The following is a 22,633-nucleotide window of genomic DNA, read 5'->3' on the forward strand; positions in this document are numbered from 1 at the left end:
TGTTTCCAGATTATTTCAGATCGAACCTGACCACGACCAGCCGATACCACAGGTAGGGCACCATGTTCCAGATCATCCACAGCTCCATGAGGATATAGTTGGGCAGGTCCTTCAGGCGGAAGGGGCGCTTGCCGAGCCGCCCCTCTTTGAGCAGGGCAAAGGCTTCGTGCATTCCCTTGTCCCAGGCTTCGCCAAAGCCCTGCTTGTGGAACTTGTAGCACTTGAGCAGATAGCCCAGCGCCAGCGGGAGAAAGTTCAGGATGAGCATGAGCAGCGGCTCGTTCTTGAGGGGGAGCAGGATGCTGTTCCGGCCGCTCTGCTGGCTCTTGAAGGCGTTGTACTTCACCGCGCCGGTGCTGGCACCGCAGATGTGGTAGCATCTGGCGGTGGGGCAGAGGACGCACTTGTAGCCTGCGTTGTTGGCACGCCAGCTCAGGTCCACGTCCTCAAAGTAGGCAAAGAAGTTCTCGTCAAAGGTGCCGATCTCCTCCAGAATGCTCTTGCGGTAGAGCGCCGCGCCGCCGCAGGCCGAGAAGATGCGCTTTTGCCTGGTGTAACGGCTGGCCCGGCGGCCGTCGCCGGTCTTGCAGGCAAAGCCCATCCAGGTGACGTAATCACCGGCATCGTCGGCCAGCTCCCGTTCAAAGTGGCGGAGCATCAGGCTCTGCACGGCAAAGATCTTGGGATCGGTCTCGGCGGTGCGGATGAGCTCGGCCAGCCAGTCGGGCTCGGCAAAGGCATCGTTGTTGAACATGACCACATACTCGCCCCTGGCCCGGGCAATGCCCTGATTCACGGCGTGGGAGAAGCCGGTGTTGGTGCCGTTTTCGATCAGGGTGAAGTTGGGGCGGCCGCAGTAGCTGCGGGCCTGCTCCAGACTTTCATCGGTGGAACCGTTGTCCACGATGATGAGCTCAAAATCCTGCTCTGTCTGGGCATAGACCGACTCGATGGAGTCCTTGAGCCAGCCTTTGCCGTTGATGTTGGGGATGACGATGGTTGCTTTCATATATAAATGCTCCTGATATAAATGCTCCTGAAAATTCAACTTCAGGGCAGATTATACCATAATTGCGTTGAAAAAGAAACCGGCAGTTGAGAGAAGGCGTGGGAAGCACGATGAAAAACTTTTCCGGACTTTTGTAGCAAATATCCAACTACTTCACTGTACGATTGTGCAATCTGCCCTTGAATTGTGACCAAAGCGTGTAAATATTGAGAAAATGGCTGCAAAACTGTTTACAAAAGAGTAACAGAATGATATACTTTACACCAGTGAATGAAACGCTCTTTTGTGAAGAAAGGATACTGACGTGGAAACAGCCAAGCACTTTGGAAGCAAACTTCGGAAAACTCTCGCTGCCCTGCTTGCAACGATGGCTCTGATGGCCGTGCTGCTCCCCGGGGCACTGGCCGTGGACCTGAACGTTGATGTTGGGTTCTACTTCAAACAGAGCCGGGGCGGCACCTGCACCCTGGCCTCTGCCGCAATGATGCTTCGCCGCCGGGCCTATCTGGACGGGATGGACAGCTGGGTGGATGTGACCGAAAACGGCATCAAGAGCACGGCCTGGTCGGGCGGGCTCTCCCACAGCTTTACATACAACGATATGCATGTGGGTTATGCGACCCTGCCCTCGGGCAAGGCGGCCAAGACGGGAGCGCTGGTCTCCATTCTGGCAGAGCATCCGGAGGGCATTGTGCTGTACGACCGCACCAGACCCCATGCCGTGCTCCTGACGGACTACACCGACGGCGTGTTCTACTGTTCCGATCCTTCCAACGGGGTTGCCTCCGGCCGTGTGCCGCTGTCTGCCGCCAGCATCTCCATTGGCGGCGCGTCCTGCTACTGGTACATCACCGAGGATGGCAATGACGATGGTCTGGAGCTTCTGGAAGAGGCTGTGCAGGCGGAGGAAGCCGCCGCAGAAACTGAGACTGCGGCGGAGACAGAAGCCGCTGCTGGCGAGAAAAGCGGCAGTCAGGATTGGTGGACGAGCCTGTTTGGCTGAATATTGATCTTCTGGGCGGCTGGCCGTTGGGTCAGCTGCCTTTTTTTGTTAGCATCCTCACCCTCTCAGGCCGCTTCGCGTCCAGCTCTCCCAAAGGGAGAGCTCTTGACAAAACCGCAAACCTTGCATTTACTGCCAAGGCCTCCCACTTTGGGGGAGGTGGCATCGCGTAAGCGATGACGGAGAGGGTGAGCCCGTTCACCTCCGCAGCTCTGTCCCCGGGAAATAGTGCGCCAGAATTTCTTCCGCGCTCTGTCCCTGCTCGGCCAGCGCCTTGGCACCCCACTGGCTCAGCCCCACACCGTGGCCATAGCCCTTGGTGGTGAGGAGAAAGCTGCCCTCCTGATACTGCACCGTGAAGCAGGCGCTCCGCAGGCCCAGCGCCTTGCGCAGGGCCGGACCGGTGACGCTCTGCCCGCAGACAGGCAGGGAGGCTACATAGCCCGAAGGGGTGAGCGCGGCCTCTCCGAACCAGCCTGCAGGTGCGGCAGGGTCAGGGAGCAGGCCCAGCCCGGCGAGAGCCTGCTGCATCTGCTCGGTGGTGAATTGGACGGTATAAAGGTAGTTGTCCGCATTGAGGTCGGTGGAGCTGTCCACGGCCACAAGATAGGGAAGGGCGGTGCCCCAGACGTTTTCGCTGGCCTCAGTCATGCCGTTGGAGATGGCAAAGTAGCTTGTCCCGGCGGGGGCGCTGCCATAGTAGAGCACATCGGTCAGCACACTGTCCACCAGCGCCGAGAGGCGGGCATAGTTTTCCTCATAGGCGGTGCCCCAGTAGCTGCGGAGGACTGCATCTGTTAAGTATCCCTGCCGCCGGACGGGGTCCACGCTCAGCCAGCCGGAAGCCGGTTCGGCGGCATGGTCGCGGCAGTAGAGGGCATAGCTGTGGGCCGCGATGGCCTGCGCCTTGAGCGCCTCGTCCGGCCAGCTGATGGGCATTTCCGCCGCCACGGCACCGATCAGATATTCCCGCCGGGGCACCGAGACCACGGCCCCGGCGCTCTGGTCGGCCAGCAGAAAGCTCTCGCTGTCCTGATCGGAGGGCGGCACGGCGGCGCTGTCCGGGGCGGCTTCCGAAGCCGCAGTGCCCGGCAGGGGAGCGGAAGAAGCCCCCTGTGCCGGGCCGAACACCGCCAGTGTCAGCCGGTAACCGGCGATCGGCAGGAGCGTGCCCAGCACCAGCAGCAGGGCGCAAAGGAGAAAGAATGTCTTTTTCATCGTAGTTTTCCCTCCCGGACAGGCATTTTTCTGGGCATAGTGTACCAGCCCGGCGGGGTGAAAAAGCGCACATTTCATCCAAGACTTGAATTTACTTCACAAAAGCGCTATCATAAGGGTGTGCCATCATGGTGGATGGCCGGAAAGTATATAAGAGAGAAATAAGAGAAAGGGGAAATTCGCGCATGAACTATACCCATGCAGAAGTAGCGTCGCTGGACCCGCAGACCATGCGGACGCTGTGTGAAGAGTATCTGGCAAACAACTACATCGACCCGGAGACGAGCGAACGTCTCGGTGTCAAGCGCGGCCTGCGCAACCCGGATGGCACCGGTGTGCTGGCAGGCCTGACCAATGTCTGTGACGTTGTGGGCTACAAAAAGGATCAGGAGGGGCATGTCATTCCCATTCCGGGCCGTCTGATCTACCGCGGTGTGGACATCAACGAGATCGTGAACGAGGCCTACCGCAACGACCGCTTTGTGTTTGAAGAGGTCATCTGGCTGCTGCTGTTCGGCAGCCTGCCCACCCAGGAGCAGCTGGACGATTTCTGTGAGCTGCTGGCAGAGCACCGCGCCCTGCCCGATGGCTTTATGGATACCATGAATGCTCCTTCGCCCAATATTATGAATAAGATGCAGCGGTGCGTGCTGGGCCTGTATTCCTACGACGAGCACGCCGAGGACCTGACGCTGGAGAATATCCTGAACCAGAGCATCAATCTGATCGCCAGTATGCCCACCATGATGGTGAACGCTTACCAGATGAAGCGCCGCTATTATGATAAGCAGAGCATGTTCTTCCACATGCCCAAGCCCGGCCAGAGCACGGCGGAGCACATCCTGAGCACCTACCGCCCGGACCAGAAATTCACCCACGAGGAAGCCAAGCTGCTGGATATGTGCCTGCTGGTCCACGCCGACCACGGCGGCGGCAACTGCTCCACCTTTACCGCCCGTGTGCTGTCCTCCTCGGGCACCGACACCTACTCGGCCATTGCAGCCGCCATTGGCGCGCTGAAGGGCCCCAAGCACGGCGGTGCCAACCTGATGGTCAACCGTCAGCTGCAGGATATCCTCAAGCATGTGGAGCACCCGGAGGATGACGACGAGGTGCGCGAGTATCTGCGCCGCATCCTGCGCAAGCAGGCGGGCGACGGCTCCGGCCTGATCTACGGTATGGGCCATGCGGTCTATACCATGAGCGACCCCCGTGAAGTCATCCTGAAGGAGCGCGCCAAGCACCTGGCCTACGAGAAGGGCTTTGAGGAAGAGTACAACATGCTGTGCAGCATCGAGCGGCTGGCTCCCGATATCTTTGCCGAGGAAAAGGGCAGCAGCAAGCCGGTGTGCGCCAATGTGGACCTGTTCAGCGGCCTGATCTACAACATGCTGGGCATCTCTGAGGATATCTACACCCCGCTGTTCGCCATTGCCCGTGTGCCGGGTTGGTGCGCACACCGGGTGGAGGAAGTCATTTTTGCCAACCGGATCATCCGGCCCGCCTATAAGTATCTGGGCGTGCGCCAGAAATATAAACCGATCGAGGAACGCTGATGAACGCTTTATTTGTGCTGATTTTCACCTGTGGTGGTGCCCTTGCCATTGGGCGCGGGCTTGATCTTGCCCTGTGGACGGACTGGAACACCGGCCTGTGTACGGCGGGCTCTGTCTGGCTGCGGTACGGCAGCCTGTGGGCGGCGCTGGTCGTTGGCGTCATTGCCGCCCGGAAGCTGGCCCGCCAGCCCCTTGTTCTGCGCAGTGCGTGCAGGCCGGTGGGAGTTACATCGGTGCTGGGCGGCGTGTGTGTCGGCCTGGCCGGTGCGGTGCGTCTGGCAGTGGGCATGACCGGCGTTGGCGCGCTGGTGCGTGCCGTGCTGGAGCTGGTGTGCTCTGTCTGGCTGATCCGACTGGGCCGCAGCTGGACGCATAAGGGAGAATACCGTCTGCCCGGCCGGAGCATGACCCCGGCGGTGCTTGGCACGGCGGTGTTCTACTGGGGGGTGCTGAGCCGCTTTATGGAGAACAGCTCCAGCTGGCACCGGGTGGAACCGACTGCCATGGTCTGGCAGATGCTGGCCGCGCTGGTGTTTCTTTCGGCGATGGTCCGCGCCCTTTGGCTGCCGGAAACTTCCAACGGCCGCCAGCTGTGCGAGGCCGGGATCTGCACGTTCCTGCTCTGCTTCTGCTGGGAACTGCCCCGGGTGCTGGTGCTGCTGTTCCACGGCATCACGGCAGCCGACCTGCCCGAGGTGCTGTTTGGCTTTGGCATGTGCTGCATCGGCGCGCTGGGGCTTTTCACTGTAGCGCGGGTGGCAGGAAGTGACGGAAGGCCTGCAATACCCCGACACGCCGTTGGTTGAATTGCTGAAAAGATTCCCATAAAAGCTGTGAAAATCGTTCAAAAACAAAAAAGTGTGAAATTACCTTGTTAATTTTTTGGCGGGCACTTGAAGGTTTCCGCGATTTGGTCTATAATAAAGCTACCGTGATTATTATCCGATAAAAGGGTAAGAACATTTAGGAGGTACTATTAACATGGCTGTTAGAGTTGCTATCAATGGTTTTGGTCGTATTGGCCGTCTGGCTTTCCGTCAGATGTTTGATGCTGAGGGTTACGAGGTCGTTGCAATCAACGATCTGACCAGCCCCAAGATGCTGGCTCACCTGCTGAAGTACGATACCGCTCAGGGTTCCTTCTGCGGCAAGATCGGCGAAGGCAAGCACACTGTCGAGGCTACCGAGGATTCCATCATCGTCGACGGCAAGGAGATCAAGATCTACGCTGTTAAGGACGCAAAGGATGCTCCCTGGGGCGAGCTGAACGTTGATGTCGTTCTGGAGTGCACCGGCTTCTACACCAGCAAGGAGAAGAGCATGGCTCACATCCAGGCTGGCGCAAAGAAGGTCGTTATCTCTGCTCCCGCAGGCAACGACCTGAAGACCATCGTCTTCTCCGTCAACGAGAAGACCCTGACCGCTGAGGATCAGGTCATCTCTGCTGCTTCCTGCACCACCAACTGCCTGGCTCCCATGGCTGATACCCTGAACAAGACCTACCCCATCGTTTCCGGCATCATGACCACTGTTCATGCTTACACCGGCGACCAGATGATCCTGGATGGTCCTCAGCGCAAGGGCGACCTGCGCCGTGCTCGTGCTGGCGCACAGAACATCGTTCCCAACAGCACCGGCGCTGCTAAGGCTATCGGCCTGGTCATCCCCGAGCTGAACGGCAAGCTGATCGGCTCTGCTCAGCGTGTGCCCGTTCCCACCGGTTCTACCACCATCCTGGTTGCCGTTGTCAAGGGCAAGGATGTCACCAAGGAGTCCATCAATGCTGCTATGAAGGCTGCTACCTCTGAGTCCTTCGGCTACAACGAGGATCCGATCGTTTCTTCCGATGTCATCGGCATGCGTTACGGCTCTCTGTTCGACGCTACCCAGACCATGGTCGCTAAGATCGACGACGACACCTATCAGGTTCAGGTCGTGTCCTGGTACGACAACGAGAACTCCTACACCTCTCAGATGGTCCGTACCATTAAGTACTTCGCTGAGAACTGCTGATCACAGCTCTACGCTCAAAAGTGCTTGAGGTGTTGTGCTGAGTAACAGCTTGTTTTAACCTTTCTGGTACGAACATGCTGTGATTGGTACGACAACAGGATAATGAGTTCAACACCCTTCCTTTTGCGGGTTTCCGTAAGAGGAAGGGTGTTTTTTATGTGTTTGAAGGATCTCCGCGATGAATTTCTGTATTATGTTACTGTTCGACACCGGGATGCGCTGTAATGAGATGATCCTGATGGAGCCGGAAGATATCAAACCGGACTATATTCTGGTCAAGCATGGCAAGGGTAGCAAGGAACGCGTGGTGCCAAAGTCGCCTGCGCTGTCCAAGCAACTGATGAAGTATCGTACCCTACGGGATGCCCATTTAAAGGAATACCCCAGTCCCTTGGACGCAAGCGAGCTTTGGATGCGGACGATACCTGCACTGTTTATGCGCACCTGAATCAGCCGATGAATCCAGAGAAGATGACAGCAGAAATCATGGAGTTTGGATATATTGAACGCTATTACGATAGAATGACGGGACAAGTGAAGTTGAATGACTGGCTTCAAGGGTATGGAGTCAAGATTGTAAGTGACAGAGATAGAAAGCGCGGCGAAAATTATCAGAAAATGTTCGGTCGTTCCTCTGGTTGATTTTTTACTGACAACGTGAGATTCCTGCGTCCACAACCGTATGAACCACATGATTCATGAAGCAAAACCCCGGTGGTGCGGATCACCAGCACTCCGGGGGTAGTTAAAAATATGGAAGGGGACACTGACCCGGTAGAATGAGATAGTTGTTCCATCTCCCCAGACCTGATTAAAATCTATCAACAGAAGGCCTCTGCCTTTCACAGAAATGTGATGGGCAGGGGTCTTTTTTGCGTTAAGAAGAAGGTTGCTCAAAAAAGAAAAAAGTATCCTCCACATGGAAAATGGAGGGCCATGAGCAAAATATAACGTTATTCCATTAAACTTGGCGTTTTCCTACTCCTCATTGACACCTGATGGGAGAATATCCGGTTCATCTCCCTGCGCTTTCGGGTCAGGTCAGAGTGCACATAGCGCTGCAAGGTGATGTTGGCGTTGGCATGTCCCAACAATTCGCTGAGGGTCTTTACATCGCACCCCGCCTGCAGGCAGGTCGTTGCAAAGGTGTGGCGCAGCGCGTGCGGGCGCACTTGACGGACAGTCGCCTGCTTCAGATATGCTTTGATGCTTTTCCGATAGCAACGGGGTTCGGTGGGCTTGGACTCGCTGCCGGACAGGAACCATGCAGCATTGTTGGTGCTTCCGCGCAGCTTTTTCAGCATAATAAGCAGCTGTTTCGGGATTGGAATTTCCCGGCGGGAGGTGCGGGTTTTAGGCGTTTGAATGACTACCTTTGTATGACCGTTTCCACAGGAAATTCGGCAGACAGTCCGATTGATGTTCAGCGTGCCGAGTTTCAGGTCAAAATCGCCCCATTGCAGGCCGCAGATCTCACCAATTCGGAGCCCCAATTCCAGCCCCAGTAGTAAGCCGATCTTGCGAGGCGTGGGGTTCGCCTGTACATATTGATGAAGTCGCTGTTGTTCCGCCGGGGAGAGAGGCGCAGAAATTTTGTCGATGGCTTTTGGCAGCGCAACTTCCAGCTCCATTGGACGAATCAGACGTAAATGAGCGGCATATTTGCAGATACGTCGCAGCATCGAGAAGCATTCTCGGGCAGAGGAGCTTCCCAGTGGCTTGTGTGACGCATCTGTGGGCGTGATGATTTGCTGCATGGCCTGCTCCAGAAAGCTCTCCTCAAGAGATGCAACGGGTACTTTGCTCAAAACCGGAAGAAGATATTTGTGCATTGTGTACGAATAATGCGCATAGGTGGATTCTTTTATAGCGTTTTTCAGGGAGTACAGCCACACCTCGGCCAGTACTTCAAAGGTTAGGTCGGTTTGATTCAGGTTGTAAAAGCCTGTCTCGGCTTTCCTTTGAATCAGCACCCGTTTGACCTCCGCATAGGCCGTTCCGTAAACGTAACCCCACTGGATCTTCCCCTCCGGTGTGCGCGCCTTGATGTATCTGCCTTCCCATCGACCGTCCTTACGCTTGCGAATGTTTTCTCCCCGTCGCGCCATCGCTGTTTCCTCCTGCTGTTTAGACCCTCATCTGACCCCTTATTTTCTCCATCTTCGTTTATAGCTGGAATTATTATACAGAACTGGGCATAATACAAAAAACGATCCGGCCTTCGCGATGCTTTTTCAGGGTCAAATGTGATACATTTATGATGTTTTCTATTGAATCCCAGATATAACCATGATAAAATAAGATGAGATTCTAGACAACGATGTCAAAGGAACGGTATCCTCCATTTTCCATGTGAAGGATACCCCTTTACTGCGGAAAGGGGTGAACAAGGTGGCATTGCGTCTGTTTGAGCACAACGAGAAAGCATATCATGCGGCAGTCCGGATGATGGAGCAGTACGGCAAGGCTGCTATTGTCCACCCCACCGGCACCGGAAAGAGCTACATTGCGTTCAAGCTGATCGAGGACAACCCGGACAAGGTTGTGATCTGGCTTTCTCCCAGTGAATATATCTTCAAGACACAGCTGGAGAGCCTGAAAAGGAACGACCCGGATTTTCCGCTGGCGACCGTCCATTTTTACACCTATGCGAAGCTGATGTGCTGTACCGAAGGCCAGCTTGCAGAAATCGCAGGACTTCAGCCCTCTTATATCATATTGGACGAGTTCCACCGTGCCGGTGCGGAATGCTGGGGCGAAAGCACGGTGGCTTTGTTAAAGTTATGCCCGGAGGCAAAACTGCTGGGGCTGACGGCGACAAACATCCGATATCTGGATAATAACCGCGACATGGCCGAAGAGCTTTTCGATGGCCGTGTTGCAAGTGAGATGACCCTTGGCGAAGCAATCGTCAGGGGTATTTTGCCTGCTCCGAACTATGTGACCACTGTCTATCAGTACCAGAAAGACTTGGCACGTTATCAGACAAGAGTGGATAATCTGCGTTCTGCTGGGATTCAGGACGTAAATCAAAAATATCTGGATGCCCTGCGCCGCGCCTTGGAACAAGCAGATGGATTAGACAAGGTTTTTGAACATCATATCACGAACAAGTCCGGAAAGTACATCGTGTTCTGCGCCAACAAGGAGCACATGGACGAAATGATCTCTCACGTGCCGGAGTGGTTTGCAAAGGTGAATGCGGAAGTGGCGGTGTACGAAGCTTATTCCGATGACCCTGGTACAGACAAGGCTTTTGCAGACTTCAAGACGGATGAGAGCGACAAGCTGAAGTTGCTGTTCTGCATCGACATGCTCAACGAGGGCGTTCATGTAGAAGGCATTTCAGGTGTCATCCTGTTCCGGCCCACCATTTCACCCACCATCTACAAGCAGCAGATTGGACGCGCTTTGACCGCTGGGGAAAATTCTACACCGCTTATCCTCGATGTAGTCAATAACTTCGAGGGTCTGTGCAGCATTGCGGGGTTACAGGGCGAGATGCAGGAGGCGGTCTACCGCCTGAATGCCAACGGTGAGGGCAACAAAATCATCACCGAACGTTTTGAGGTCATCGAGCAGGTGCATGACTGCCGGGTGCTGTTTGAGCGGCTGCAAGCAAGTTTGTCCTCTAGTTGGGACCATTATTTTTCGGAAGCAAGCATTTACTATGCGGAGCATGGCAATCTGAATATTCCAAAACGTTATACCACCCCGGCGGGATTGAGCCTTGGCGAGTGGCTGACGACCCAGCGCCGTGTTCGTGCGGGACAGATTCCGGGGAACTTGACCGAACAGCAAATCGCACGGCTGGACAGCATCGGGATGGAGTGGGGCAACCGCAACGATGCCGCATGGGAGCACGGCCTGGAAGAAGCGCGAAAATTTCGGGAACAGTTTGGGAATTTGCAGGTCCCGGCGAAATACAAAACGAAAAATGACTATCCTCTGGGAAAGTGGATCAACAATGCGCGGAAACGCCGAAACGATGGAAAGCTGACGGAAGAGCGCATTCGACAACTGGATCAGTTGGGAATGACATGGAGCGTATTTGATGCCAAATGGGAACAGGGATATGCACTTGCTATGAGTTATGCCGCCGAACACGGCAACTTGAATGTTCCTGTCAATTACACGACTGAAGAGGGCGAAAAGCTGGGTGCGTGGATTTTGAACCAGAGGGCAGCATATACAAAAGAAATGCTTTCCCAAGACCAAATCGGCCGTCTGGAAGAAATAGGAATCTATTGGGGAAACCGTAATGATCGCCAGTGGAACGAGGTCTATGGTGCCGCCAAGCGTTATTTTGAGGCAAATGGAAACCTTGATGTCCCGGTGGCCTATGTTTCACCGGAGGGCTATGCTCTTGGAAAATGGGTGCGGCGGCAGCAGTATGCGTATCGAAAACCAGAGAAAAGCAATGCAATCTTATCACAAGAGCGTATTGAGTTGCTGGAAGCTATTGGAATGCAGTGGGAGAAACCTGACCCGTGGCAGCACCGGTACGAGCTGGCGCAGGAATATAAAAGAGTTCATGGGAATCTGGATATTCCGGCAAAATACAAGACTGCGGATGGCATTTGGCTGAGCCGGTGGGTATATAACCAGAAGCGGCTGCTGCAAAGCGGGTCGGAAAAGTTGAGCGAAGAGCAAAAGAAAAAGCTAAAGGAGTTATTGGGGTATTATGTCAAAATTTCAGCATGATGTGATGTTGAAGATCGTAAAAATCATCGATCTGGTAATGATTACGATTCCGTTTGCACTTTGTTGGGAGCTGTATTATTCGTATCAGGTCTATGCAAAGTTTGGTTGGAAGGGCAACTGGGCCATGATCGGTCTGTTTGCGGTGTTGTTCTTTCTGTTAGGTAAAGTCTACGATGCGTTCTGGATGTCTTTGCAACGCATTTCAGAGTTGATCTACGGACAGGTACTGGCAGCCATGGCAACCGATGGCATTCTGTACATTGTCATCTGCCTGATGGCCCGGCGGCTCTGCAATATTCTGCCGGGCATCGCGGCGATTGCAGGACAGGTCGTGATGGCCTCAATCTGGGCGAAGTTGGCGCATGGATGGTACTTTAATACATTCCAGGCCCAGCCGACTGCAGTCGTTTATGATGTTCGTCATGGATTGGAAAAGCTCATCAATGAGTACGGTCTTTCAAAAAAATACGATGTCAAGATGACCTTGAACGTTGAGGAATGCCTGAACGACCTGAGCCTGCTGGATGGAATGCAGAGCGTGTTCATCAGCGGTGTCCACAGCCATGAGCGCAATATCATCCTGAAATACTGTGTGGGACAGGGCATCAATGTGTTTGTGATCCCTCGTGTGGGTGATGTGATTATGAGCGGTGCTCAGCCGATGCATATGTTCCATCTGCCCATGCTGCGTGTGGGTCGCTATATGGCAAGCCCGGAATTTCTCTTTGTGAAACGGGCAATGGACATTGTGATCTCACTGGCAGCACTGGTTATCCTGAGTCCGTTGTTTCTGATTACGGCTATTGCCGTCAAGTCCGATGGTGGTCCGGCTTTTTACAAGCAGGTTCGCCTTACCAAAGATGGCAAACCGTTCGAGATCCTGAAGTTCCGTTCTATGCGAGTGGATGCTGAAAAGGATGGTGTAGCACGCCTTTCCACCGGTGATAAAGATGACCGCATCACGAAGGTGGGCCACGTCATTCGTGCCTGCCGTCTGGACGAGCTGCCCCAGCTTCTCAATATCTTGAAGGGTGATTTGTCTATTGTAGGCCCTCGTCCGGAGCGCCCGGAGATCGCCGCCCAGTATTGTGAGGAGATGCCGGAGTTTGCGCTGCGCTTGCAGGCTAAGGCTGGTCTGACCGGTTATGCACAGGTATACGGAAAATACAATACGACACCGTATGATAAGCTGCAGATGGATCTGATGTACATTGCGCATCCCAGTTTGATTGAGGATCTGAAGATCATGCTGGCAACGGTGAAGATTTTGTTTATGCCGGAGAGCACGGAAGGCGTGGCAGAGGGTGCGACTACGGCGATGGGGCAGAAAAAGTGTGAGGAGAGCAGCAAATGAAAAAAGCAGTCATGTTGATCAACGATACGACCTATGCATTTAATTTGCGTGGTGCTGTTATCGAGAAGTTGGTTGATGAAGATTTTGAAGTGGTAATTGTCGGTCAGCTGTTGAAGCATCAGGATAGACTAAAGGCAATGGGTGCCAAGTTGATTGGCGTTGAAACTGGCCGTCATGGCACCAATCCTATCTCGGATCTGCAGTTGATGCATGCCTACAAGAAAATTCTGAAAGCTGAAAAGCCTGATGTTGTTCTTACATATAATATCAAGCCGAATGTGTACGGTGGTATGGCGTGCCAGCAGTTAAAGATTCCGTATCTTCCGAATGTAACCGGTCTTGGTACTCCGGTGGAAAATCCCGGTCCTTTGCAGGCACTGACGACCCGGCTTTACAAGATGGGCGTGGCTGGTGCAAGCTGCATTTTTTTCCAGAACAGCGAAAATCAGCGCTTCTTTGAAACACACAAGATGATGCCGAAGCATGCGAAGATCCGGTTGCTGCCGGGTTCCGGCGTAGATCTGGAGAGCCATCCGGCGTTCCCGTATCCGGAAGGCGAGACGGTGCATTTCCAGTTTACATCCCGAATCTTGAAGGAAAAGGGAATCGACCTGTATCTTGCTGCGGCCAAACGAATCCATGCGGAGTACCCCAACACAGTGTTCCATATCTGCGGCGGTTGTGACGATCCTGCCTATGAAGAGATCTTGAAGCAGGCACAGAAAGCTGGAGATGTGGTCTATCATGGCCAGCAGAAGGATATGATTCCATTCCTGAAACAGGCGAGCTGCATCGTGCATCCGTCCTACTATCCAGAGGGAATGAGCAACGTGCTCTTGGAGGGTGCGGCCAGTGCCCGACCCATCATTGCCACAGACCGTGCAGGCTGCCGGGAAACAGTGGAAGATGGAGTGACCGGATTCCTGATTCCCATTCAGGATGAGGAAGCTCTAGTCCATGCATTGGAACGATTTATGCAGATGACGCCAGAGCAGCGGAAAGCCATGGGTCTGGTCGGCCGTGCAAAGATGGAACGGGAATTCGACCGAAAAATCGTTGTGAAAGCATATTTGGAAGAGATTCAAGCGTTGGAGGGTAACGATGAATAAATACATCAAGGCGGTATTTTGTGTTCCGCTTGCAGGAATCAAGTATGCCATTCTGAAGATTGAGAATGGGGGACGATTCCATGCTGCCTTTCCGGCAATTATGTCGCCGATGACTGAAGTCACCGTAGATGGAAAATCCGAACTGCGCATTGCGAAAAAGTTGAAAATGCATAATGGCGCAAAGATCCGCGTTCGCAAAGGCGGAAAACTGGAAATTGGCAAAAACTTTGGAATGAGCAATGGCTGTGTTGTTACTGCCTACGACCATATTAAAATCGGTGACAATGTGATGCTTGGTCCCAATGTTCTGATTTATGATCAAGATCATGATTATCAGGCTGAGGGAGGCGTTTCAGCTATGAAATTCAAAACTGCACCGATTACGATTGGTAACAATGTCTGGATCGGTGCCAATGCCTTGATTCTCCGGGGAACAACGATTGGGGATAATACTGTCGTCGGGGGAGGAACAGTCGTCAAAGGGGACTTCCCGGCAAACAGCGTGATTATTCAAAAACGGACAACGGAGGTTCGGCAGCAGCATAATGGAATCAATCAGAGTATTACATAATATCGCAAGTCTTCACTTTGGCGGGTCACAGGCATTTGTGATGAATATTTATAACAACATTGACCGAGAAAAGGTTCAATTTGATTTTGTTGTTACGCCAGAGGAAAGGAAAGATTTATACAGTCAGGTGGAACAAATGGGAGGACGAATTTTTGTCTGCCCAAAGTATACTGGGAAAAACCATTTTGCATACTGTAAGTGGTGGGATGATTTCTTTACGGAACATCCGGAATATCATGTGATTCATGGACATGTGCGGAGTACGGCATCTATCTATCTGAAAATTGCAAAAAAGCATGGACTGGTAACAATTGCACACAGCCATAGCACCTCAAACGGAAGTGGCATTTCTGCTATCGTGAAGGATATGTTGCGACTTCCAATTCGGCATACAGCGGATTATTTGTTTGCTTGCTCCGACAAAGCAGGCAAATGGTTGTATGGAGAAAAGGCTACGGAACAGCCGAATTACCGGATGATTCCAAATGGCGTAGATTTGAGGCGCTTTGCGTTTTGTGAGGAAAAGCGGCAGCAGATGCGTCAGGATCTTGGAATTGCCGAAGATACTTTTGTTCTGGGACACATCGGGCGGTTCACAGTTCCCAAGAATCATCAATTCTTGATGGAGTTGTTCGCAGAGTACCACGAAGAGAACCCCAATAGCAAATTGCTCTTGGTAGGTGATGGCGAGTTGTTTGGAACAGTGCAGCAACAATGCACGCAACTCGGGATACGAGATGCTGTCATCATGGTCGGAAGTAAAACCAACACAGAGGATTATTATCAGGCTATGGATGTATTTGTGTTTCCATCCTTGTGGGAGGGACTTCCGGTTTCTGTAGTAGAGGCTCAGGCAAACGGTCTTCACTGCCTCCTTTCTGATGTGATAACGCACGATGTTGACTTGACAGACCAAGTGAAGTATCTTACATTGGCTAATAAAAAGGTATGGCTTTGTGAGGTTGCGAATCTTCAGAGAAAACATCGAATTGCTGCCACAACAGAGAATATGGCGAAGCTGCAACCGTTTGATGCAACAGTGGTTGCAAAGCAACTTCAAAGTTTTTATCTGGAACAGGATGAAAGGGCAAGAAAATGAGTCAATATATATTGCGCCTGGACGATGCCTCCGATTATATGGATGTTAAAAAGTGGCAGCGGATGGAGGAACTTTTAGACCAGTATGGAATTAAGCCGTTGGTCGGAGTTATTCCGGACAATCTGGATTCATCTCTTACCGATACGTATGAACAAGACCCTGAATTCTGGGATAAGACTGCACGCTGGAAAGAAAAAGGCTGGGAGCTGGCACTTCATGGTTGCTATCACAAGTACACGACCAAGGAAGGTGGCATCAACCCGGTAAACCAAAGAAGTGAATTTGCAGGTGTCCCACTGGACAAGCAGAAAGAAATGATTCGGCACGGTGTTGATGTTTTGAAAGGCCATGATATTGAGCCGAAAGTGTTTTTTGCTCCTTCACATACATTTGATGAAAATACACTGGTGGCTTTGAAGGAAGAATCCGATATTCGAATCATCAGCGATACTATTGCAAATGATGTGTATTTTGAAAACGGCTTCTACTTTATTCCACAGCAGTCCGGGCGGGTAAGAAAGCTACCGTTTAAAGTGGTGACGTTTTGCTATCATCCCAATATGATGAAAGATGATGATTTTGATGTTCTTGAACGGTTTCTCAAAAAAAACGCCGAGAGTTTTAGAATATCGATTACTGTAGGCAAAAAAAGAGGGCGGAATCTGTTGGACAGGGCTTTACGGGAACTGTATTTCCTGAGAAGATGACACATAGCTTGTCAGATGGAGCTTATTATGGATATGGACAAAAACAAAATAGATTGCATACACGTTGCCGTGATTGGAGGGGCTCATCATAATACACTCGGCGTGATTCGATCTTTAGGTGAGCAGGGTATCAAAAGAGAAAATATACATGTGCTCCTAATCGGAGACCATATTACAAATAGAAACATTATTTCTACCAGTAAATACGTGTTAGCACGGAATGTCAGTCACAATGAGTCTTGCGAAAAAATAGTCATGTGGTTAAGAAAACTGGCGGAGGATGGAAAAAAAAGGGTGGTTGTGTGCTGCTCTGATGGAGCCTCTGAGGTAGTAATATCAAATAAGCAAGAGCTATCGGACAACTTTTATTTACCATCGAGCAAAATTGACATTAGTCAGTTAATGGAAAAAAATGTACAAGATGCAGTTGCAATAAGTTGTGGACTTCATGTTCCTCAAAGCACCGTTATTACACAGGGAAACGATTTTAAATGGAATCGGTTTCCGTGTATAACAAAGCCCTTAAAAAGCGTTATTGGTGCGGGGAAATGCGATATTTGCATTGCGTCTTCTTATAGTGAATTGGAATCCATACTTGGGAAAATTGAAGCCAAAGAAGTTCAAATTCAGGAGTTCATTTTAAAGAAAATGGAATTCCAGTTGATTGGATGCTCCCTAGATGGTGGAGAGACGATTATTATCCCCGGGTACACGAGGATTTTGCGGCAGCCACGCAATACAAACACGGGTTATCTAGAGTATTCGCCGATTGAAGGTCTTGATTATGATTCAGAAGCAGTTCATGAATTCATAAGAAAGATAGGTTATAGCGGCTTATTTAGTGTTGAGTTCATCCGTGATGAAAATAATAAGGATTATTTTCTTGAAATTAATATGCGCAACGATGGAAACGCCTACTGTGTAAAGAGTGCTGGCGTAAACCTCCCGTTTATATGGTGCTACTATTCGGTGTTTGGGCAACTACCGAAGTTGTCACTGACTTTTAGCAACTCAATTCGATTTATTCCGGATTTTAATGACTTAAAGGTTGCACTGTCGCAAAAAAAGATTTTGGAGTGGTTTGCTGATTTTGCTAAAGCTGATTCGCATTCTATTTTCAATTCAAAGGATATTAGACCTTTTTTTGTCGAAATCGAGAATCAAATAAAGAGACATATTTAACAGTTTGATTGTAAAAATTATACGAATATTCACAAGAGAGAACAGACATGAGTAAGATTGTATTTTATGTAAATGCTATAAATGGCGGCGGCGCAGAGCGTGTCATGGTAAACTTGGCAAAATATTTTTCTGAAAATGGATACGACACTACTTTGGTCACGTCTTTCCGGGATACATGGGAGTATCCGCTTGCGGCGACTGTAAGACGACTTACGCTGGAAGAAGAGGAAATCAAGCAATCCAGAATAAAAAGAAATTTTAGCAGAATCAAGAAATTGAGAGATTTATGCAAATCTGAGAAGCCCGACATACTTGTTTCTTTTATGGAAGAGCCGAATTTTCGTACAATATTAGCGACAAGAGGATTGCCTGTAAAAACACTGGTTTCTGTTCGGAATGATCCTAACAAGGAATATGCAGGAAAAATAGGGCAGTTTGTAGGCAAAGTGTTGCTTCCGATGGCGGATGGCTGTGTGTTCCAGACAAGCGATGCACAAAAGTGGTTTCCGGAGCGCTTACAGAAAAAATCACGAATCATCTATAACGCCGTTAAGGAAGAGTTTTACCAAGTGGAGCGCACACCAGTGCGAGGTGAGATTGTTACCTGCGGTCGCCTGACGGAGCAGAAAAATCATAAGTTGCTGATAGACGCATTTGCGGAGGTGCAGAAAATCTATCCCTTTGCAACACTAAAAATTTATGGAGAAGGCGTACTTCGGGAAAAGCTCCAGAATCAGATCGAGTCACTGAATCTTAATGAAAAAGTTTTTCTGATGGGAGCCACCAATGATGTAGCAAAAGCGCTCCAAACGGCAGATTTGTTTGTGCTTTCTTCTGATTATGAGGGAATGCCCAATGCACTGATGGAGGCGATGGCGGCTGGCGTACCGTGTATCTCTACAGATTGTCCTTGTGGTGGGCCAAGGGAGCTATTTGGAGAGGATGCTTCCGATAAACTGGTTCCGTGCAATGATTCTGCACAACTGTCGGAAGCGATTTGTAAAGTTCTAGAAACCACTAAAGATGGCATGACGGAAAAAAGGCATGCCGAAACATTTAAGCCAGACAGGGTTAATCAAATGTGGAAAGATTATGTCCACAATATAATTTGTTTATCTAGATGAGATCAAGAGGGCTACAATGTGAAAAAATCGTTACGAGGAAATGATAATGGAAAATAAAAGAACTGGCTTAAAAAAAATTGTCGGAACAGTTCTGATTTTGTTTTTTTCGATGTATACATGCAGGAGCCTTTATCTGGCATTCGATAAAGACAGTTACTCGCCAATATATGCGTTTCTTTCGCTAAGCATTGCAAGACTATGTGTGCCGCTTGGATGTCTGTTTCTATTGTGTGAACGAAAAGTAAAGCAATATGATTTGGCATTGGTGATACTGCCTTTATCATACTGGTTGATGCAAATGGTACACACTTACGGCAGCTATCAGGGCGGTGGAGAACTTACCTTCATCACGTCCGTAATATTTGTTCTTTTACCAACAAGAGTAAAGAAACAAATATTTCAATGTGTCTATCAAATTATCCAGCTTAATAATATCATATCTATTATTTTATGGATTGATTTTTTTCTATTTAATCATGCCGGATTTCAAAGAGTTCTTTTTTATGCTCAAAGTGGTTTGGAAACAGCATATTACTATAAATGTGGTATATTTGCAATTTATACCTATGGTGATCACACTTATCGGTTGTGCGGAATATTCAATGAACCTGGTGCGTTGGGAACTGCATGCGCTTTACTTTTTATCTGTACATTTAGCAAAACTAAATGGTGGGAAAAACTTCTTCTTCTTACTGCAGGAGCGCTCACTGTTTCATTTGCTTTTGCACTGCTGATTTTAGGATTCGTGGCTGTTTATCTTTGTCAAAAAAAGCCTTCCAATATTATTTATATTATAGGTATTATTTTGATGGTTTTTCTCGTGTTGCCAAACATAGATTTTCATAATAATGCGATAAACGAGCTTGTGGGGAGATTTGCCATCACAAAGTCTGGATTGGCAGGGGACAATCGAACGAACAGTGTATTTGATGCAGAATATGCAGAATTTTCAAATTCCATCTATTATTGGCTTGGAATGGGAAGCGGAGCGGTATTGGCTTCCGGTGTAGCAAGCTATAAAAGCAGTTTTATGGTTCCCTTTGGAATTATAGGAACCAGCTGGTTATTGGGCAGTTGGCTGTTTGCGGCATTGAAATGTAGCAAACGAGATAAAATGTGTTTGATCTACGTAATGTTCTTTTTTTTATCCTTGTATCAAAGGCCGTATGCTATCATATCAATTTGGGGATATATTTTTCTTTTTGGCGGAATCGAGTGGCTGAAAGATTCAACAAACAATATTGTAGGTGAAACCTAATGATTAAAGTTGTCCATTTTATTCATGGCTTAAATATGGGTGGTGCGGAGACTTTAGTGAAAGACTATGCATTGTTGATAGATAAAAACAAATTTGAAACTATAGTGCTTTGTTTGAATCATGAAAATTCACCCTATGAAAAGATGCTGGAAGAGTCTGGAATCAAGGTAATTTGTTTACGAGACCGGATGCCATTGGGATATAAAAAGGGACTTGTGGCAAAGGTTGTAAATCACTATGAACTTTATTTTGAAGTACGTAAAGTTTTACGGACATTAAAACCTGATATTTTGCACGTACATTTGGAACTAAATAGATATGTGAGCTTTTGCCGACTGCCAAAGACAACCCGTATTTTTTACACAAATCATCACACGGTTGCCAGATGGAAAGAAGAAAAAGCAGACGTTCGTGCGATGAGAAAGCTGATTCGAACCTATCCAACACGAATCATTGCCCTTACGCAGGAGATGAAGAAGGAAATCGATACATTATTTAATGTGGAGAGTACAGCTGTCCTAAATAATGGTATTGATTTAAGCCGGTATGAAGAATGCATAGATAGGAACAAAAAGCGTAAAGAATTAGGGGTGCCGGTAAATGCGTTTGTAGTGGTTCATATCGGACGGTTTAATCCTATCAAAAATCATATGTTTTTAATTGACGTGTTTGAACAAATCAAGAAAAAAAAGCCCGAAGCATTCTTGTTGATGGTTGGCAAAGGAGATACGGAAAAGGAAGCCTGGATAGAGCTGAATAAAAAACATCTAGAAAAGTCAGCAATGATATTGCACGATCGCAAAGATGTGCCAGAAATTCTTCTTGCTTCAGATGCAGCGCTCTTCCCATCCATTTCGGAAGGTCTCGGCATTGCAGTAATTGAAATGCAGGCAGCAGGCTTACCATGTGTTGCATCAAAAGGGGTGCCTCAAACGGCAAAGGTCTCAAATAAAATACGTTTTCTGGGATTAGATCAAGGGCCAAAGGCTTGGGCGAATGAGTTACTTGTGTTGACAAAGGAAGATAAACCTATTCAATATGAGAATCTGCAAGAATGGGACATCAGGCAAAATGTGAAAGAACTAGAGAAAATGTATGAAGAGGCCATGAGAAATGTCTGATAGTAGAACTAAAAATACAACACGAAATATCTTTTCAGGATTGATCTATCGAGGAGTCACAATTTTACTTCCTTTTATTAACCGAACCGTAATTCTTACAGTTCTAGGTGCGGAATATACAGGTCTTTCCAGTCTCTTTACATCAATTCTGGGGGTGTTGAATCTAGCCGAACTTGGGTTTAATACAGCTGTTGTCTATTGTATGTATAAACCAATGGCGGAACAGAATTGGAATCAGATTTGCTACTATCTGACGTTGATTCGTAAAGTTTATAATATTGTTGGAACCGTTGTCTTTGGCAGCGGTCTCTGCATTATGCCATTTCTTCGTTATTTGATTAGTGGAAATTATCCACAGGAAATCGATCTGTACGCTTTGTATTTCTTGTACCTTGTAAATTCAACGATTAGTTATTATTTATTTGCATATAAAGAAACTCTCCTTTTAGCAGATCAGCGTAGTGATATTACGAACAATATCCGCACGGTAGTAGATACACTCCGTTATCTGATACAATTTACATTTCTGCTGATTACAAAGAATTTCTATAGTTATGTAGTGATTCAAATTGCAGGAACAATTTTTTCGAATTTGCTGATTCAGAAGAGTACGAAAGCGCGTTATCCTAATATTGTCTGTCAGAAAAATCTGAAGCTAAAGGTTCCAGAAGAGATGAAAAAGCAGACAAAGGCGTTAATGATTGACAGGCTCTGCAACACCTTTCGTAATTCATTTGATAGCATTGTCATCTCCTCTTTTTTTGGCCTTGTAGAAACAACTGTTTATGGAAACTATTATTATATTTATTCTGCCGTATATGGTGTTCTCTCGGTTATAGGAAACTCATTGGCAGGAAGTGTCGGTAATAGTATTTCTTGTGAGTCTGCAGAAAAAAATTATCATGACCTTAGAAAATTTCAATTTCTATTTTCTGGCTTGAACATAATTTGCACAACATGTATGGTAGCAATGTACCAACCATTTATGCAAATTTGGGTCGGAAGAAGACTGATGCTTTCGGATAGAGATATGCTGTTGTTTTGCCTGTATTTTTATTTAATCAATATGAACAATATTAGGAACCAGTATATTGATGGAACAGGAATGTGGAACGCTTTAAAATGGAGTTATATTCTAGAGGCATTTGGAAATTTATTCTTGAATATTATATTGGGAAAGTTATTTGGCGTTACTGGCATTCTGTGTGCGACGATATTTACAATTGCTATATTCAATTATTCCGTTCGGACACATAAACTATTCAAAACATATTTCATGGGAAAAGATGAAATACGTTACAACTTAGATCAGGTTCAATATGCGCTAATTGCATTGACATCATCAGCAATCGTATATGTAATTTGTACCTGCTTACCTTTTGACGGAATCGTACAGCTCGTAGTGTGTGGGCTGATTGCAGTGGTTGTTGCAGGTACGCTGTTTTGGGTTGCGTTTCTGAAAACGAAACGATTTACAGAAGCAAAGCAAATGATAGTTCAAATTATATTAACAATGGTGACAAAAAAATAAATAGGAGAGTGTGAGGCAAATTTATAGTAAAGGAAAATTATTTGTTTCCAATCGAGTTTGGTTTGAAACAGCAG

At 48.7% G+C, this 22,633-nt stretch carries 20 protein-coding genes; 17 read left to right on the forward strand and 3 right to left on the reverse strand.

The annotated features are described in order from the left end of the window. Positions 1-10 precede the first annotated feature (10 nt). Complete coding sequence (locus D3F01_RS04370) at positions 11-1,009, reverse strand: glycosyltransferase family 2 protein (RefSeq protein WP_242886113.1); 999 nt, start codon at positions 1,007-1,009, stop codon at positions 11-13. Positions 1,010-1,313: 304 nt separating this feature from the next. Here D3F01_RS04370 and D3F01_RS04375 point away from each other — a divergent pair, with 304 nt between their 5' ends. Then, a complete protein-coding gene (locus D3F01_RS04375) occupies positions 1,314-2,012 on the forward strand; it encodes a hypothetical protein (RefSeq protein ID WP_242886115.1) in 699 nt (232 codons plus the stop codon). 198 nt (positions 2,013-2,210) lie between these two features. Here the strand turns inward: D3F01_RS04375 and D3F01_RS04380 are convergent, their stop codons facing one another. Then, positions 2,211-3,230: a SpoIID/LytB domain-containing protein gene (locus D3F01_RS04380; RefSeq protein WP_242886117.1), complete on the reverse strand. Its 1,020-nt coding sequence runs from the start codon at positions 3,228-3,230 to the stop codon at positions 2,211-2,213. Positions 3,231-3,415: 185 nt separating this feature from the next. Here D3F01_RS04380 and D3F01_RS04385 point away from each other — a divergent pair, with 185 nt between their 5' ends. The 5 genes from D3F01_RS04385 to D3F01_RS04405 all read left to right on the forward strand — a co-directional run bounded on the left by D3F01_RS04385 (position 3,416) and on the right by D3F01_RS04405 (position 7,441). After that, positions 3,416-4,786: a citrate synthase gene (locus tag D3F01_RS04385; protein ID WP_005931146.1), complete on the forward strand. Its 1,371-nt coding sequence runs from the start codon at positions 3,416-3,418 to the stop codon at positions 4,784-4,786. After that, positions 4,786-5,592, forward strand: a complete 807-nt coding sequence (locus D3F01_RS04390) for a DUF6410 domain-containing protein (RefSeq protein ID WP_242886119.1) — start codon at positions 4,786-4,788, stop codon at positions 5,590-5,592. The genes D3F01_RS04385 and D3F01_RS04390 overlap by 1 nt, the downstream gene beginning before the upstream one ends. A gap of 175 nt (positions 5,593-5,767) precedes the next feature. Further along, positions 5,768-6,799, forward strand: a complete 1,032-nt coding sequence (gene gap / locus D3F01_RS04395) for a type I glyceraldehyde-3-phosphate dehydrogenase (RefSeq protein WP_005931138.1) — start codon at positions 5,768-5,770, stop codon at positions 6,797-6,799. A 193-nt stretch (positions 6,800-6,992) separates the two neighbouring features. Then, positions 6,993-7,247 carry a tyrosine-type recombinase/integrase gene (locus D3F01_RS04400; RefSeq protein WP_242886121.1) on the forward strand — a complete coding sequence of 85 codons (255 nt, stop codon included), beginning with the start codon at positions 6,993-6,995 and terminating at the stop codon, positions 7,245-7,247. Positions 7,248-7,270: 23 nt separating this feature from the next. After that, a complete protein-coding gene (locus tag D3F01_RS04405; protein WP_156072975.1) occupies positions 7,271-7,441 on the forward strand; it encodes a hypothetical protein in 171 nt (56 codons plus the stop codon). 311 nt (positions 7,442-7,752) lie between these two features. On the opposite strand, the gene D3F01_RS04410 is transcribed toward D3F01_RS04405, so the two are convergent. Beyond that, positions 7,753-8,907, reverse strand: coding sequence for a site-specific integrase (locus D3F01_RS04410; RefSeq protein WP_242886123.1), 1,155 nt, complete (start codon positions 8,905-8,907; stop codon positions 7,753-7,755). Positions 8,908-9,190: 283 nt separating this feature from the next. Here D3F01_RS04410 and D3F01_RS04415 point away from each other — a divergent pair, with 283 nt between their 5' ends. From D3F01_RS04415 to D3F01_RS04465, 11 genes are read left to right on the forward strand one after another with little or no spacing between them, the layout of a single operon-like run. Beyond that, positions 9,191-11,503, forward strand: a complete 2,313-nt coding sequence (locus tag D3F01_RS04415) for a Helicase associated domain protein (RefSeq protein WP_347567991.1) — start codon at positions 9,191-9,193, stop codon at positions 11,501-11,503. Then, positions 11,484-12,857, forward strand: coding sequence for a sugar transferase (locus D3F01_RS04420; RefSeq protein ID WP_242886134.1), 1,374 nt, complete (start codon positions 11,484-11,486; stop codon positions 12,855-12,857). Before D3F01_RS04415 ends, D3F01_RS04420 begins: the two co-directional genes overlap by 20 nt. Then, a complete protein-coding gene (locus D3F01_RS04425) occupies positions 12,854-13,966 on the forward strand; it encodes a glycosyltransferase family 4 protein (RefSeq protein WP_242886136.1) in 1,113 nt (370 codons plus the stop codon). Before D3F01_RS04420 ends, D3F01_RS04425 begins: the two co-directional genes overlap by 4 nt. Further along, positions 13,959-14,537, forward strand: coding sequence for an acyltransferase (locus tag D3F01_RS04430; RefSeq protein WP_117476017.1), 579 nt, complete (start codon positions 13,959-13,961; stop codon positions 14,535-14,537). Before D3F01_RS04425 ends, D3F01_RS04430 begins: the two co-directional genes overlap by 8 nt. Then, positions 14,512-15,636, forward strand: coding sequence for a glycosyltransferase family 1 protein (locus tag D3F01_RS04435; protein ID WP_242886143.1), 1,125 nt, complete (start codon positions 14,512-14,514; stop codon positions 15,634-15,636). Before D3F01_RS04430 ends, D3F01_RS04435 begins: the two co-directional genes overlap by 26 nt. Before the next feature lie 11 nt (positions 15,637-15,647). Then, positions 15,648-16,343, forward strand: a complete 696-nt coding sequence (locus D3F01_RS04440; RefSeq protein ID WP_242886145.1) for a DUF2334 domain-containing protein — start codon at positions 15,648-15,650, stop codon at positions 16,341-16,343. Positions 16,344-16,370: 27 nt separating this feature from the next. Further along, positions 16,371-17,525, forward strand: coding sequence for a hypothetical protein (locus D3F01_RS04445; RefSeq protein ID WP_242886147.1), 1,155 nt, complete (start codon positions 16,371-16,373; stop codon positions 17,523-17,525). A gap of 47 nt (positions 17,526-17,572) precedes the next feature. Then, positions 17,573-18,649, forward strand: coding sequence for a glycosyltransferase (locus D3F01_RS04450; protein ID WP_242886149.1), 1,077 nt, complete (start codon positions 17,573-17,575; stop codon positions 18,647-18,649). Between the two features lie 46 nt (positions 18,650-18,695). Further along, on the forward strand, positions 18,696-19,907 hold the full coding sequence (locus tag D3F01_RS04455) for a hypothetical protein (RefSeq protein ID WP_242886151.1): 1,212 nt from the start codon (positions 18,696-18,698) through the stop codon (positions 19,905-19,907). Continuing rightward, positions 19,907-21,028 carry a glycosyltransferase gene (locus tag D3F01_RS04460; protein ID WP_242886153.1) on the forward strand — a complete coding sequence of 374 codons (1,122 nt, stop codon included), beginning with the start codon at positions 19,907-19,909 and terminating at the stop codon, positions 21,026-21,028. Before D3F01_RS04455 ends, D3F01_RS04460 begins: the two co-directional genes overlap by 1 nt. After that, entirely contained in the window at positions 21,021-22,559 is a 1,539-nt protein-coding gene (locus D3F01_RS04465) for a hypothetical protein (protein WP_242886155.1), read from the forward strand. Before D3F01_RS04460 ends, D3F01_RS04465 begins: the two co-directional genes overlap by 8 nt. Positions 22,560-22,633 lie beyond the last annotated feature (74 nt).

This window comes from Faecalibacterium sp. BCRC 81149 (genome assembly GCF_022750605.1).
Classification (GTDB): domain Bacteria; phylum Bacillota; class Clostridia; order Oscillospirales; family Ruminococcaceae; genus Faecalibacterium; species Faecalibacterium duncaniae.

What these genes read in the sequence shown, in the direction of transcription:
- D3F01_RS04370 (WP_242886113.1), bottom strand. Translation starts at nt 1,009, where the DNA reads ATGAAAGCAACCATCGTCATCCCCAACATCAACGGCAAAGGCTGGCTC.
- D3F01_RS04380 (WP_242886117.1), bottom strand. Translation starts at nt 3,230, where the DNA reads ATGAAAAAGACATTCTTTCTCCTTTGCGCCCTGCTGCTGGTGCTGGGC.
- D3F01_RS04385 (WP_005931146.1), top strand. Translation starts at nt 3,416, where the DNA reads ATGAACTATACCCATGCAGAAGTAGCGTCGCTGGACCCGCAGACCATG.
- D3F01_RS04390 (WP_242886119.1), top strand. Translation starts at nt 4,786, where the DNA reads ATGAACGCTTTATTTGTGCTGATTTTCACCTGTGGTGGTGCCCTTGCC.
- gap (WP_005931138.1), top strand. Translation starts at nt 5,768, where the DNA reads ATGGCTGTTAGAGTTGCTATCAATGGTTTTGGTCGTATTGGCCGTCTG.
- D3F01_RS04400 (WP_242886121.1), top strand. Translation starts at nt 6,993, where the DNA reads ATGTTACTGTTCGACACCGGGATGCGCTGTAATGAGATGATCCTGATG.
- D3F01_RS04405 (WP_156072975.1), top strand. Translation starts at nt 7,271, where the DNA reads ATGACAGCAGAAATCATGGAGTTTGGATATATTGAACGCTATTACGAT.
- D3F01_RS04410 (WP_242886123.1), bottom strand. Translation starts at nt 8,907, where the DNA reads ATGGCGCGACGGGGAGAAAACATTCGCAAGCGTAAGGACGGTCGATGG.
- D3F01_RS04420 (WP_242886134.1), top strand. Translation starts at nt 11,484, where the DNA reads ATGTCAAAATTTCAGCATGATGTGATGTTGAAGATCGTAAAAATCATC.
- D3F01_RS04425 (WP_242886136.1), top strand. Translation starts at nt 12,854, where the DNA reads ATGAAAAAAGCAGTCATGTTGATCAACGATACGACCTATGCATTTAAT.
- D3F01_RS04430 (WP_117476017.1), top strand. Translation starts at nt 13,959, where the DNA reads ATGAATAAATACATCAAGGCGGTATTTTGTGTTCCGCTTGCAGGAATC.
- D3F01_RS04435 (WP_242886143.1), top strand. Translation starts at nt 14,512, where the DNA reads ATGGAATCAATCAGAGTATTACATAATATCGCAAGTCTTCACTTTGGC.
- D3F01_RS04445 (WP_242886147.1), top strand. Translation starts at nt 16,371, where the DNA reads ATGGATATGGACAAAAACAAAATAGATTGCATACACGTTGCCGTGATT.
- D3F01_RS04450 (WP_242886149.1), top strand. Translation starts at nt 17,573, where the DNA reads ATGAGTAAGATTGTATTTTATGTAAATGCTATAAATGGCGGCGGCGCA.
- D3F01_RS04455 (WP_242886151.1), top strand. Translation starts at nt 18,696, where the DNA reads ATGGAAAATAAAAGAACTGGCTTAAAAAAAATTGTCGGAACAGTTCTG.
- D3F01_RS04460 (WP_242886153.1), top strand. Translation starts at nt 19,907, where the DNA reads ATGATTAAAGTTGTCCATTTTATTCATGGCTTAAATATGGGTGGTGCG.
- D3F01_RS04465 (WP_242886155.1), top strand. Translation starts at nt 21,021, where the DNA reads ATGTCTGATAGTAGAACTAAAAATACAACACGAAATATCTTTTCAGGA.